Genomic DNA, 14,120 nt, shown 5'->3' with positions numbered 1-14,120 from the left:
TAAAAAATCATCGTTCAGAAAATCTTCTTTCTTCATAAGTGTATAAAATTTAAAATTAAACAAAAAAAAATATCGAGGGTTGCAACCCTCGATATTTAAACTTTACACACTTAGTGAGATACTGCCGTTAAATGGCCCGTCAAGCACCTGTTGATCAACAATAACCTCGCCATTGGCAATAATAGAAACAATATCGTTGTCTATCTGCCCGTGGTCCCAAACTTCTATGGTTGTTTCCCTAGTCGATATTTCCATACACCCCAGATAAGTGTTTTCCCTTCCTAAATTGGTTGTTGGAATGGTTGATGTTTCGTTTACAACTACTGGATCTTCTTTTTTCTCGCACGATAAAAGAAACGTTAGAATGCATAATAGTGCCAAGGTTTTTTTAATAGTTTTCATAATTTTTGTTTTTATGGATTAATAGCTTGATAAATTTAGCTATATGTACCAATGCAAAAAATCCCCGATAGTGGGGATTTTTGAGTTAAAACAGCCTTTATTCCATCACTTTTTTACAATGCGCTTTTTTATGGTTTTTCCGTTTGTTTTTACTTGTAGCATGTACACTCCCGTATTTAAACTTTCAATATTAAAAACGCCCCATTGGGTTGCTATCTGTTTTTTAAAAACCTCTTTTCCGCTCGTATCAAAAATGGCTACATGGGCATTGTTTTGGCCTTTTAATTTTATGTTCAATACAGATGTTGTTGGGTTAGGATAAATACGCAACTGCTCCAATTGCTGTTCTTCCGTGCCCAATGTGCCCACGTTTAGGGTTATAAATGCTCTTCTAATTACAAAATCTGGGGTATCTGTATTTGTAATTTCGCAATGATAAATGCCGCTATCAGAAGTTTGGGCATTGTTGATTACATAGGTATCAGAATTACCGTTTTCGGTTATTGCCACATTATCTTTAAACCATTGATAAGTGTTCTGGGCCAAAACTGTTTTGGTTTTCATCCCTTTTGATGCTATTGGCACATCGGTTACAGTTAGTGTAATGTCGCTTCCTACGCCAATGTTAGTGTCTTCGGGTAAATCTTGGGTAAATTGTGGACTAAATTGAAAATCGGGAATATTGGCTTTATAGGTTTCCAATTCATCGGCAATATCAGTGAATTCAAAATAATTGTTGTATATATGAAGTAATTCCAAAGGCAATGCGGTCAAATCTGGAAAATCTCCGGAATAGGCACTGGTATTATCGCCCCAACCCGGGCCAATGGAACTATGCAAGTGTAAGTGTTTGAGTTTTGTTAAATTAGCTAAAGAAGCCGGTATGCTTCCAGATAAACCACTTTGGTTAAGCCAAAGCGTTTCTAGGTTTACCAAGTTGCCAATTTCTGTGGGGATACTTCCAGAAAAGTTATTTGGCGCTAAATCCAAATACGTGAGCTTAGTAAGATTGCCAATTTCTGGAGGGATGTTTCCTGTTAGTTCGTTGCCCCAAAGGCTTAAATAGGTCAACTCGGTTAAGTTGCCAATTTCTGCGGGTATACTGCCCGTTAAATTGTTGTTGCCAATATTCAGGTCAACCACTCTATTATTTACAACATTGTAGATACCATACCAAGTATTTAATGGTTTTGTGGCATCAAGCCAATTGGTGTTGTTGGTCCAGCTATCGCCGTTGGTACTGTTGTACAAAGCTACCAGGGCATTGTAATCGGCGCTTGTGGTTGGCGGTTCGGTAAAATGGAAAAACCCGCTACGGAGTGTTAAGCCTGCAACTATGCCGCTTGTTGCCTCATAGTAGTAGTACCACTTATAGTCATCGGCCGTGTTAATGGTTACATTTAGCGATGGCCCGCTGGATACATAACCGCCATCGCTACCATCTGCATTAATGCGGTACCAATCGTAACTGTTTTGGCTCCCGCTTACTGAAACATTTAAAGTTTCGGTTTGGCCTATGTCCAAAACAGCTTCCACATCTGGGCTAACTTTGCGTTGTGGGGCATAATAAAACTGCGGCACATTGCTAAAGTAGGTGGCAAACTCGTTTTCAAAATCTCCAAATTGAAACTTGTTGTTATTTATGTCAATATCGGTCAAGTTATTTAAGTGTGTCAAATCTGGAATCTGGCCTTCAAGTTGGTTACCTCCTAAATACAGCCACTCCAGATTTGCACAATTTTGAATGGAAGTTGGAATGTTTCCTGTTAGTCCGTAGGTATAATACAAAACCAGTTGCCTTAGTTTGATTAAATTACCTATACTAGGAGGAATCTCTCCTGCTATATAGGCGTCTTGGATCCAAAAATCTTGCAATTCTGTCAAGTTTGCAATTTCTGGAGGTATGGTACCCGAAACATTATTTTGTGAACCAAGGTCAATACCCGTTACCCTGCCATTGGTTTCGGTAATGCCGTACCAACTGGACAGCGGTTTTGTGGTATCCAGCCAGTTGGTGCTGTCAAACCAATTAGAGCCGTTTAGGGCATTGTACAGGACTACCAAGGTGTTGTAATCGGGGTGATTTTCAACATCAAGTTTTACGTTTCTATAAACCTTTCCATACACGCTTGCATCGAGGTCGACTCCAAAAAGAAATAAATCGTCATCACCATCATTGTCAATATCACCCAAGAGTTTAATTTTTGAATAGTAACCCCCAATAAAAGAATGATCTTCGGCAAGGTTAAAAGTAGCATCTGGTCCACCAAAATACAAATTTGTTTTAGGTTCATTAAATGTATTTATCCCAGTAAAAATCACATCTAAAAAGCCATCTTTATTAAGGTCGGCAGCATCAATAGACCCATTGGCCAATCCCTCAAAGTTGGTTTCTTTATAAGTAAAGTACCCAGGGGCATCATTGCGGTTTAAAAACAACGTGGCACTTTTTACGTTTGTACCGTTATTGGCTCCAGTTATTATAATGTCGTCATCAAAATCATTGTCAACATCCAAGAACAAAAAACCACCGTTCCCTTGGGCAAATTGATGGTAAGGCTGTTCAGTAAACGTACCTGAACCATTATTGAAAAAGTATTTTGATATATATTCGTTACCATCGTAACCTGTAATAAAAAAATCCAGATCGTTATCGTGGTCTATATCATGGAATTTACAATTGCTTACCGAAACATTTGGAAAAGGGGTGATGGCTAGGGTGAATATACCGCTTCCGTTGTTTAAATATAGGTTGGTAAGTCCCGTTGCGCCAATTTCTCCACTTAGCAAAAGGTCGACGTCGTTGTCTCCGTCAATGTCTCCTGTGGTAATGTCTCCCCTGCTCATTCCCGTAAACGCATTTTGTGTGTCTTCTGTAAAACCGCCATTTCCATCATTCAGATAAAGTTTTGCTACTCTACTATAGGTATTGTTAACTCCCATATAAATTATATCCATATCATTATCATTATCAGCGTCAAAAAAGTGTGCAGTACTTACTGAAGCCCCTTTAAAAACGTTGGAGGCACTTTCGGAAAAAATGCCATTTCCGTCATTTAGGTAAAGCTTTGCGATATAAACTCCCAAATTGTTTCCAGTTACGAATAGATCTAAATCGCCATCGCCATCAACATCCGCCATATCGGTAGCCCCTTGACCTACCGGTGGTACACCCGAGTTTTGAATTTCTTGAAAATAAAATTGGGCATTGATAAGTAAAGGGGCAATAAAAATGAATGAAAGTAATAACCGTTTCATAATAAGAGATTTTAAGATTAATTAATCGCATTTTAATTTACCTAAACACCCAATACCAAAACATCGCCAATATTGGGTATTTTAGGGTTTGGTTACTTTTTTACCATCCGTTGGTTTACAACTTCGTTTTTTGAATGGATTCTTAAAACATACAGCCCTTGGGGCAGGTGGGAAATGTTTGCCGTGTTGTTGATTGGCTTTGGTGTGGAAATCAACTTTCCTGTTACATCAAAAATTTCAATCCCTTCTATTTTTTGGTTGGTTTTGATGTTAACATTCCCTGAAGTTGGATTTGGAAATACGCTTACCCTATGCTGCATAAATTTATTTTCTTCCAAAGAAAGTGTACTATTGTTCACTTTAAAAAGCCAATAATCAGAATCGCCATTTGGGGCTTCGGTATTGTCGCCAGATGCCTCGTCAACATCGCTGACTATTATAAAATGGCCGTCGCTGGTTGACAATACTTGTTGGGGAAACTCGTCTGATCCTGTACCAAAAGTTTTTTCGCCCACCAGATTGCCGTTGCTGTCAAGCTCTACCAACCAAATATCGTCTCCGTTACTGCTTTCGGTTTTATCCCCTGAAATATTGGATGAACTTGTACAAGCGAACACATAGCCGCCACCGGCCTTTTTAAATCCACTGGGCTCGTACTCAAAACTATCGCCTCCCAAGGTGCTCTGCCATTCTATAGTGCCCGTGCTGTTAATCTTCAACACCCATAAATCGCTCTCTCCTTTACTGTTTTCGGTTTTGTCTCCCCCGATGTTAGAATCGGAATCTCCGGCCAAAATGTATCCACCATCATCGGTAGGCATCAGAACAGTTAAAATGCTTATGGCTTCTGAAGTGCCTCCATAGGTTTTTTGCCAATCTATAGTATTGCTGGCATTTATTTTAATTACCCAATAGTCTTCATTATTGCTTGTATTTATGGTTTTATCGCCCGAAATGCCCGATTCGGCAATTACCCCGAGTATATATCCGCCGTCGGCCGTCAGCTCAATAACGGTGGTTTCTTCATCGGCATCTCCTCCTAGTGTTTTATCCCAGGTTTTCGAGCCTGAACCATTGGTTTTTACAACCCAAACATCGGTAAAACCTCTGGAGTTTTCAGATTTGTCTCCAGATATATCGGAATCGGAATCGCCCAGAATAACAAAACTACCGTCGGCTGTTTCAATGGCGGTTACGGCATAGTCGTCACCACTTCCTCCATAGGTTTTATCCCACTGCACAACGCCGCTGCTGTTGGTTTTTACAATCCAGTAGTCTGCCGCTCCTTTACTGGCCTCGGATTTATCTCCTGAAATGCCGGATTCTGAGCTTCCGATGAGCATAAAGCCTCCATCTGAGGTAGGGATCACATCTTCAATATGATCAAACGAATTTCCCCCTATGGTGTTCTGCCATATTATCTGGGCATTTAGGTTGAAATGAACGGTAACAGAAAAAATGATAAAAAGTAGTATTGGTTTCATAACTTGATATTTTATTGATTAATAGCTTTTTCGAAGTTATAGAACTACTTAACATAAAAACATCCCCATTATTGAGGATATTTATTGTACTGTAGAACTTCTTAGTTGTTGGGATTCGCATTTTTATTTTCAGATAGCGAAACACCAATATTGATTCCTATGCCCAGCCACGGTTTTTTATCATATTTCCAATTAACATCTTTGTCGTTGTTTCCGAGAAAATCTACTCCGTATTGAAAACCTATATTTATGGAATTTGTAAACTGGTACATTAAGCCAACAGAACAACTAAAGGCACTAGCTGTCCTATTAGCTTCTTCGTTATCTGAAGTTTCCAAGTTGCTGTTTTTAGGGTTAAGATTTACAGTTGCCAGCCCTATTCCAACAGTAGGGGTGATTAGGTCTTTATCGAACTTTAGCCGGTCTGTTCTTATTGGAAAACTTAGATTCATACCTATATTCACATTCTGTTCAAAATCAAAATCGTCCATCCTTATTTTAAACGGAACAGTAAAGACTCCAGCAGACACCCCTTTAAACCTAGTATAAACTTCTGCGGTTAAATCTTTAAACTTGTTTAATGGTAATCTATGGGTTTTAATAAACCCAATTTCACTATCTCCCCTATTTTTCGATCCATCATTTTGTGTCTTTTCAATTTCGGCTTGTTTCTGAGTGTCATAGAAGAACATGTTATTCAACAATTCTACTTTCTTCCCACTTCCCACAAATTTGTAATAAACAAAAGACACACTTTTTGAATCTAAACTATCAACATCAGTAACATATACGTTATGCCCTTTTTTAAATTGTACTGATTGGTCATCATTGTAAACCGGTGCAAGAAATTGATACGTTGCCTTTTCCTTTTGGCAGAAAGAAGTCGTTGAGCAAAAAATTGACAACAGAAATAATAGCTTTTTCATGGTACGTAAATTTTATTGATTACGTACCAAACTTATGAACCTAAACACCACCAAACCATACCCAATACAGGGTAAAAACGCGAATTAAAACCTATACTTTTTCTCCAGGGCATAACGCATCAGTTCGCCTTTGCCTTGAAGTCCTAAAATGCGTGCCATGTTTTTGCGGTGGGTATCTACGGTGTGTGTGCCAATAAATAACTGATCGGCAATTTCGCGCGAGGTTTTCCCTTGTGCGATCAGTTCGAGTATTTCAATTTGCCGTTTGGTGAGTACGCCCTTGGTTTTGTTGCTCGATTCAGAATTAAGTGCATTGGTGTTGATGTTGGCATCAAAATAAGTTTTGCCCTTTGCTACCGCCAAAATGGCCTGGTGCACTTCTTCCAACGACGAGTTTTTTAAGATGTACCCAGAGGCACCGGCATCCATCATTTGTTGGATAGCTTCCAACTGGTCGAACATGGTAAAGGCCAAAACATAAATTTCTGGGTATTGGTTTTTTATTAGCCTTGTGGCCTCAATGCCATCTGTTTTAGGCATGCGGATATCGGTAAGCACTACGTTGGGGCGCTTCTTCCCCACTATATCAAGCAGTGCTTGGCCATCGTTGGCGGTGCCCACTATGGATATACCGTCTTCGTATTCCAATAGCAGCTTAATGCCATCGATGAGCGATTGGTGGTCTTCGGCTATGGCTAATCGTATCATTTTAGTTTTTAGTTTCAGGTTTGCTGTTAATGGTTCTTAATTTTCGTTAAATGGGTATATCAATTATTATGGTGGTGCCTTTGTTCGTTTCAGACTCTATGGTCATTTTACCGTCCAGAAATTCCACCCTTTTATCAATACTGCTCAAGCCCATACCTTTGTTTATTGTGGTTATTTGGCTGGGGTTAAAGCCCTTGCCGTTGTCTTCAACCATAATATTCAGGCTGTCGTCGTGGTTGGTTATGTGTATGGTGGCCTCGGTGGCATTGGCGTGCTTTATAACGTTGGCCACGAGTTCTTGTATCATCCTAAAAATGGCAAGTTCCAAACTGTTTTTCATTCGGTTTTCAAGTCCGTGGTCAATCACCTCGATGGCCAGTTGGTTGGCGTCCGAAATTTTGCTGGCCATATCTTGTACTGCCCTTAACAGCCCTTGTTTGGCGATAACGCCAGAGTTTTTGGCATGGGCAATGCTGCGTATTTTTTGGTAGGCTTCGTCTAAAAGGTTAGTGGTTTTGTTGTACAGTTCGGGGGTTTGCTTGTCTTTTAGTGCATTGAAGTGCAGCTTTACAGTGGCCATAAGGCCGCCCAGATCGTCGTGCAGATCGTTGGCTATGCGCTGGCGTTCTTTTTCCTGTCCCTCGATCATGGCATCGATGCTTAACAGTTCCTGTTCTTTTAAAACGGTGGCCAGTTTTTGGGTTTCGAGGGCTTTTTCCTGTTCTGCCAGTTTTTGTTTTTTACGGGTGTTCTTTTGGATGAGGAAGGCCGTGGTACCGCCGAAAACCAAAAGGGCAAAAGCCACTGAAAGATAAATGTTCCTTTTTTGTTGTTCTTTTTCTACTTTTATTTTTAATTCTAAGTTTTCCCGTTCTTTTTTTTCTGTTTCAAATTTTATACTGTATTCTTCTATTTTTTTCAACAGCTCGATACTGTTTAGCGAATCGTTCAAAACTTCAAATTTTTTTCTGTTGTATAACGCTTCTCTGTAATTTTTAAGTGTTTCGTAATAGTTTGCCAAATCTTCAAAAATGAATGATTGCATTTTTATGTTTCCGGTAGAATCTGCGTACTTTTTGGCTTGCATGTAATATTTAACACTTGATGCTGAATCATTTTTTATTTTACTGATTACGCCTTTGTTAAAGTACAAACTGGCCATGCCTTCTTTACTTATTTTATAGTTAAGTGCTTTATCGAAATAGGCTTCTGCTGAGTCTATTTCGTTCATTTGCCCCAAATAAATGCCTCCAATATTTTGCAGAACAGATCCGCTTATACTGGAATTGGGGTTGGTGCTGAACGCCTTTTTATAATAGAATATAGCCGAATCCTTTTGGTTGGTGGTGCTAAAGTAGGTTCCTAAGTTATTGTGGTTGTACACTAAATTGGCCGTGTCTTTCAATGCCTCTAATTGGTTGTTGTTTTTTTTCAGGTAGTAGTAATTTTTGTCCTGTTTGTTTATCTGCGCATATACTATGGCTGTTTTTTGATACACTTTAGATTTTAATTGCATAGAAGCCAAATCGTTACCATCTAAAAGTTTCAATGCCGATAAAAAATAGTAAATAGATGAATCGGGGTGTGTTTTAAGCAACCTGTGGATATTGCCAAAACAATAATCTAAATTGGCTTTGTCGAAATTTGGTAAAACGGCATAGTTTTTTTTTGATTTGTACAAATACTGCTTTGAAGCTTCTTTATCGATCCAATAGCTGTTTTTAAATAGCTCGATGAAGATTTTATTTTTTTCGGCAGGCACTAACGAATGGTTTTTTAGGCCACCCTCCAAAAACCTTATTGCCTTTTCATAGTCTTGTTTTAAGTACAGTTTTTGGGCACTGTCCATCAATTTAACAAATACATTTTCTTGCCCTAATGCAAAGCATGTAAAAAGCATAAAAAATATGGAAAGCCTAAGGTACAATGTTATTTGGTTTAGTTAGGTTGTCTCCATTTATCTGGAGTGTTGGGCGCTTCATTGGTTGTGGTTGCTATGCCAGATCTTTCGGTCCCCTTATCTGCAACCCCAGAACTGTCATCACTGCGGTTTACTTTTGGGTTGAATTTAATCCTTAATACCTCCTCTCCATTTTCTCTAGACAGAAAAGTTTGGAATGCTTTTTTCGCACCCGCATTTGAATCAAAATGGGTTGAATCGAGCTTAAACGAAACTAAATAAGAAGATTCGGAGTCATCAAACTTCACTTTATATTTCATTATATTTTTGGTGTTTTTTCTATTATTTTTAATTGTATATTTTTTTAACACAATAGATTCTATTTTACACTCATAAGCAATAAACGTAATGGTATAATTTAATACTCTTGTACTATCAGCATTAAACTCGGCTGTAATTACCGGCTTAAAATCCATTGACCCTAAATTTGTGCCTTTACATATTTCTGATTCGGTATAATTGATCGTATTATTTATGACATAAGAACCAGACTCCTCGGAAGGGTTTCCCATTTTTTTTATAGCATTTAATATTTCCTTATTCTGTTTTTTAATAATTTCTATATCCGCTTTGCAGCAGTTTTGGCAAGAAACTATAACACTCAACACAAAAAGTGATAGTAAAACAACTTTTAACTTATTTTTCATTTTTTATGGCTTTAGGTTAGCATTACACAAATATCTCCAAAAACAAATAGCGAAAACATACCCAAAACAGGGTAAATTTAAATCGTGGCGCAAAATGGTTACAATGGTTTTGGGGAGGTAATCTATTATTAAGAAATCAAAAATTTCTTATGATTAATTTATGTGAAAATCGTACAAAACCACTCAAAATATCGACAAAAAGCAAATAAAGACGAAGTAAGGGCTTTACCTAACAAAAACCCCTAACTACTTAAAGAAAAACTTGATAGCCGAAATAAAAAGAATAAAGGCAATAAAGGCGATAAGAATCCAAACACTACCGGCATAAAACTTTTTATGGAGTTTTAAATCCTTGCGATACGTGTAGGCTATAATGATGGCGAAAACAATAAAAAATAAAACGCCGAAAACAATTTGACCTTTACTGAACATATGGTTATTTTTATGCAAATTTAATGAATTAGCAATAGATGAAAAATAAAATAGAAGCCGTAAAGGCATTTCATACAGCATTTAAAATCGGGCACCGCGAAACCCCAAAAGCCGATTTAGGAACGGAGAAAAACCTGTTGCGTTACAAATTGATGCGTGAAGAGAACGAAGAATATTTGGAAGCGGCCAACAACAACGATTTGGTTGAAGTAGCCGATGCCTTGGGAGATATGCTTTACATTTTATGCGGCACCATTATCGAACATGGCCTGCAACATAAAATTGAAGAAGTTTTTGAAGAAATACAACGTAGTAACATGAGTAAATTGGGAGAAAACGGGGATCCCATTTATCGTGAGGACGGCAAAGTTCTAAAAGGGCCCAATTATTTTAAACCGAATATTGAAGCTATTTTGGATAAGTAAGAATCGTGTCATACTTAAATTGATTCAGCATAACTGATGTCTTTATTAAACAAAAAAAAGAAGCGAAATCGCTTCTCTTTTTTTTTGTTTTATTCCGTTTGGACGAACCTTAAGGACTTCTTTTTTACTTCACCTCCATTCGCCACCCAAAAGGGTCTTCAACTTTATTGGTCTGTATATCGGTAATACGTTTTTTTAGGAAACTCGCGTACGAATCGTCCGTTAATTTTGGCAATTCGTAATCGTTATCCTTGTAACCAAAACCAGAAATTGGCGAAATTACCGCAGCTGTACCTGCACCGAACATCTCTTTAAGAGAACCGTTTTGGGCCGCTTCAACCACTTCTTTTACACTTAATTTTCTAACTTCAACAGGGATGTTTTCAGATTTTGCCAACTCAATAATACTCTTTCTAGTAATACCATCAAGAATTCTATCGCTTGTTGGTGCCGTGACCAATGTATCATCAATACGAACAAAAATATTCATGGCACCAGCTTCCTCGATATATTCGTGACTGGTATCATCGGTCCAAATGACTTGTTGGTAACCTTTTTCAACCGCCAACTGTGTTGGGTAAAATTGCCCAGCATAGTTTCCTCCTGCTTTGGCAAAACCAACACCTCCATTAGCCGAACGCGAGTACTTTTCTTCAATAAGTACTTTTACTTCACCAGAAAAATAAGCGCCAGATGGTGCCGTACAAATAATGAATTTATACTCATCTGCCGGTGAGGCATGGAATCCGTTTCCGCTGGCAAATACAAACGGACGGATGTAAAGTGAACTGCCCTCCTTTTCAGGAATCCAATCTTCATCTACTTTTAACAACGCTTTTAAACCATCCATAAAATAGTTCTCTGGCAATTCCGGAATGGCCAATCGCTTGGAGGAAATATTCAAACGTTTAAAATTATCCAGCGGTCGGAATAACCAGACTTTTCCATCGGCATCTTTATAGGCTTTCATCCCTTCAAAAACCGACTGCCCGTAATGGAAAATCTTGGCAGAAGGATCTAAGGTAATGGGTTGGTAAGGCACCACTTTTGGAGCTTCCCATTCGCCGTTCTTAAAATCGCATTCCAACATGTGATCTGAAAAAACATGCCCGAATTTCAAATTATTGAAATCTATCTCGCTGATTTTAGAAGTTTTAGCTTTCAAAACCTCTATATCGTGGATTATAGTACTCATAAGTCCAGTTATTTAAAGAGACAAATTTAAAGAAAATCGTTTTTAAAAAAGCGGTATATTTACATAAATCGTTTAAAATTGAAATAATAATATTATGAAGCGCATAACCGTCTTCGTTTTTTGTGCATTCGCATTACTATCGTGCAAAAATAAAACCGAACAAGTTCCTGAAATACCGCAAGTCATTTCAGAAACCAACTATAAATCCTTCGGAAAAACCATCGTTCCTGACGATGCTATAGCTGCTAAATCCATGGCCGCACATTACGAAAAGATGTCTACCGGCGACAGCATTAATTCCAAAATTAAGGCCAAAGTAAACAGTGTATGCCAAGCCAAAGGCTGCTGGATGCGACTGGATTTGGAAAACGGCAACGAAGTTATGGTGAAATTTAAGGACTACGGATTTTTTGTTCCGAAAGACATCACCGGAAAACAAGTTATTGTAAACGGAAAAGCTTTTGTAGATGAAGTTCCGGCTGAAGCATTACGCCATTACGCCCAAGACGCCGGAAAAACGGAAGAAGAAATTGCCAAAATTACAACACCAAAGCGCACTCCTTCATTTGAAGCCGACGGTGTTTTATTGATAAACTAACCAACTTTGAAAAGAGAAATTATAGTTACCGCCGATGGTTCTACCACCATCTACATCCCCGAATGGAACGAACAGTACCACTCCAAACATGGCGCTATTCAAGAGGCTTACCACGTGTTTATAAAACATGGTTTGCTTTATTGCAACGAAAGGTACCATTCTAAAAATGTTATAAAACCATTAAAAAATGTCACTTCGAGCGAAGTCGAGAAGTCAGGTTCAGATAGAATTTCAATTCTAGAAATAGGTTTCGGTACGGGATTAAACGCCTTTTTCACACTTTTGGAAGCTGAAAAGCTGCAACAAAATATTAACTATGTAGGAATTGAAGCCTATCCTGTTTCAGCCGAAGACATTTCAAAACTGAATTACACAAAAGAATTAAAAGCCGAAAATAGCGCTTCTATTTTCAAAAAAATCCATGATGTTTCTTGGGAAGAAAGCCATCTTATAACAGACTCCTTTTCACTGACCAAACGGCAACAATTCTTTTCTGAAATTGATGATGAATCCAGCTTCGATTTAATTTATTTTGATGCTTTTGGGGCACGTGTTCAGCCAGAATTATGGACGGAAGACATCTTTAAACGCATGTACCGCGCATTAAAATCCAACGGTGTTTTGGTCACGTATGCGGCTAAAGGCAGTGTGCGCCGCGCCATGCAAAGCGTTGGCTTTTTGGTTGAAAAATTGCCCGGCCCACCAGGAAAACGTGAAATGTTACGCGCTTGGAAAGAAGCGTGACATTCAACGACCCCAAAAAAAAAGTAAAAACAGAAGTTAAATGCTGAGAGCAACGAAACATTCAGCGATTTAGAATAACTTCACAGAGCTAAATGTTACGCGCTCGGAAAGAAGCGTGACATTCAACGACTCAAAAAAAAAAGGAAAAACAGAAGTTAAATGCTGAGAGCTACGAAGCATTCAGCGATTTAGAATAACTTCATAGAGCTAGATGTTACGCACTTGTAAATAAGCGTGACATTCAGCGATTCAAAAAGACAATAAAAACGGAGCTAAATGCTGAGAGCGACGAAATGATAAAGCTGTTTTCTATTTACTAATAATCAATATTTTCAGCACTCAATCTGTTAAACCTAACCTAAAATCGAAGTATGGCACCTTTCGTTTTGTAATTTTATAAAAAAAGAACATGCGCATTTTAATTACAGGGGCAACAGGATTAATCGGACAGGAAATAGTTAAGCTATGCCATGAAAAAGATATTCAGGTACACTATTTAACTACGAGTAAATCCAAAATTGAGAACCAAGAAAACTACAAAGGGTTCTATTGGAATCCGAAGGACGAATACATCGACACCCAATGTTTTGACGGCGTAGATACAATTATCCATTTGGCGGGGGCAACAGTTGCCAAACGATGGACACCTGCTTACAAAAAGACCATTATTAATAGCCGAAAAAACACCACTGAACTTCTAATAAATAATTTAAAAGGTGAAAATCACCAAATAAAGCACGTGGTTTCGGCCAGTGCCATTGGAGTGTACCCCGATTCCTTAACAAACTATTACGACCAAACTTTCAATCAAATCAGTCCCACGTTTTTGGGTAAAGTGGTGCACATTTGGGAAAAAGCAGTTGATGGTTTTGCCAAAGTCGGTGTTGAAGTTTCGAAAATTAGGATTGGCTTGGTGCTTTCTGAAAAAGGTGGTGCTTTACCACAAATGGCCAAACCCATTAAATTAGGTTTAGGAGCAGCTTTTGGAAGCGGAAAACAATGGCAATCGTGGATACATATTACAGATTTGGCACGAATGTTTCTATACGTTGCCGAAAACCAATTAAGCGGCATTTATAACGGCGTGGCACCTAACACAGTAAGTAATACCGACGTTACCAAAACCGTAGCCAAGGTTTTAAAAAAGCCCTTGTTTTTGCCCAATATCCCGCAATTTTTCATGAAGTTGGTTTTGGGCGAAATGCATATTTTATTATTTGAAAGCCAGCGCGTCAGCTCAAAAACCATTGAGGATAAAGGTTTTCATTATAAGTTTAATTATTTGGAACCTGCCTTAATCGATTTACTGGGAACAGAGAGTTAAAACTTATTGCATTTTCG

At 38.3% G+C, this 14,120-nt stretch carries 13 protein-coding genes; 4 read left to right on the top strand and 9 right to left on the bottom strand.

Going from position 1 to position 14,120, the window contains the following annotated elements; genetic code table 11:
- Positions 1-102: 102 nt before the first annotated feature.
- The 8 genes from HC176_RS12685 to HC176_RS19630 all read right to left on the bottom strand — a co-directional run bounded on the left by HC176_RS12685 (position 103) and on the right by HC176_RS19630 (position 9,817).
- Positions 103-402, bottom strand: a complete 300-nt coding sequence (locus tag HC176_RS12685) for a hypothetical protein (protein WP_167918854.1) — start codon at positions 400-402, stop codon at positions 103-105.
- A 105-nt stretch (positions 403-507) separates the two neighbouring features.
- A complete protein-coding gene (locus tag HC176_RS12680) occupies positions 508-3,660 on the bottom strand; it encodes an FG-GAP-like repeat-containing protein (protein ID WP_167918852.1) in 3,153 nt (1,050 codons plus the stop codon).
- Between the two features lie 92 nt (positions 3,661-3,752).
- The gene (locus HC176_RS12675; RefSeq protein WP_167918850.1) at positions 3,753-5,144 is read right to left on the bottom strand and encodes a T9SS type A sorting domain-containing protein; all 1,392 of its coding nucleotides are present in this window, start codon (positions 5,142-5,144) and stop codon (positions 3,753-3,755) included.
- 101 nt (positions 5,145-5,245) lie between these two features.
- Positions 5,246-6,070, bottom strand: coding sequence for a hypothetical protein (locus HC176_RS12670; protein ID WP_167918848.1), 825 nt, complete (start codon positions 6,068-6,070; stop codon positions 5,246-5,248).
- A gap of 84 nt (positions 6,071-6,154) precedes the next feature.
- Complete coding sequence (locus HC176_RS12665; protein WP_167918846.1) at positions 6,155-6,778, bottom strand: response regulator transcription factor; 624 nt, start codon at positions 6,776-6,778, stop codon at positions 6,155-6,157.
- Between the two features lie 46 nt (positions 6,779-6,824).
- The gene (locus HC176_RS12660) at positions 6,825-8,678 is read right to left on the bottom strand and encodes a tetratricopeptide repeat-containing sensor histidine kinase (RefSeq protein WP_167918844.1); all 1,854 of its coding nucleotides are present in this window, start codon (positions 8,676-8,678) and stop codon (positions 6,825-6,827) included.
- A 38-nt stretch (positions 8,679-8,716) separates the two neighbouring features.
- Positions 8,717-9,385, bottom strand: a complete 669-nt coding sequence (locus HC176_RS12655; protein WP_167918842.1) for a hypothetical protein — start codon at positions 9,383-9,385, stop codon at positions 8,717-8,719.
- Positions 9,386-9,631: 246 nt separating this feature from the next.
- Positions 9,632-9,817, bottom strand: coding sequence for a hypothetical protein (locus tag HC176_RS19630; protein ID WP_209309708.1), 186 nt, complete (start codon positions 9,815-9,817; stop codon positions 9,632-9,634).
- A 38-nt stretch (positions 9,818-9,855) separates the two neighbouring features.
- On the opposite strand from HC176_RS19630, the gene HC176_RS12650 reads away from it, so the two are divergent.
- A complete protein-coding gene (locus HC176_RS12650; RefSeq protein WP_167918840.1) occupies positions 9,856-10,242 on the top strand; it encodes a pyrophosphohydrolase domain-containing protein in 387 nt (128 codons plus the stop codon).
- A 124-nt stretch (positions 10,243-10,366) separates the two neighbouring features.
- On the opposite strand, the gene HC176_RS12645 is transcribed toward HC176_RS12650, so the two are convergent.
- Entirely contained in the window at positions 10,367-11,437 is a 1,071-nt protein-coding gene (locus HC176_RS12645; protein WP_209309707.1) for a branched-chain amino acid aminotransferase, read from the bottom strand.
- A 94-nt stretch (positions 11,438-11,531) separates the two neighbouring features.
- Here HC176_RS12645 and HC176_RS12640 point away from each other — a divergent pair, with 94 nt between their 5' ends.
- The 3 genes from HC176_RS12640 (at position 11,532) to HC176_RS12630 (ending at position 14,103) form a co-directional block, all read left to right on the top strand.
- Positions 11,532-12,035 carry a DUF4920 domain-containing protein gene (locus HC176_RS12640; RefSeq protein WP_167918838.1) on the top strand — a complete coding sequence of 168 codons (504 nt, stop codon included), beginning with the start codon at positions 11,532-11,534 and terminating at the stop codon, positions 12,033-12,035.
- Between the two features lie 6 nt (positions 12,036-12,041).
- Positions 12,042-12,779: a tRNA (5-methylaminomethyl-2-thiouridine)(34)-methyltransferase MnmC2 gene (gene mnmC2 / locus HC176_RS12635; RefSeq protein ID WP_167918836.1), complete on the top strand. Its 738-nt coding sequence runs from the start codon at positions 12,042-12,044 to the stop codon at positions 12,777-12,779.
- Between the two features lie 409 nt (positions 12,780-13,188).
- Entirely contained in the window at positions 13,189-14,103 is a 915-nt protein-coding gene (locus tag HC176_RS12630) for a TIGR01777 family oxidoreductase (RefSeq protein ID WP_167918834.1), read from the top strand.
- The last annotated feature ends 17 nt before the right edge of the window (positions 14,104-14,120 follow it).

Source organism: Tamlana crocina, assembly GCF_012037625.1.
The sequence above is the reverse complement of the archived record's forward strand: the minus strand, read 5'-3'. Positions and strand labels throughout refer to the sequence as shown.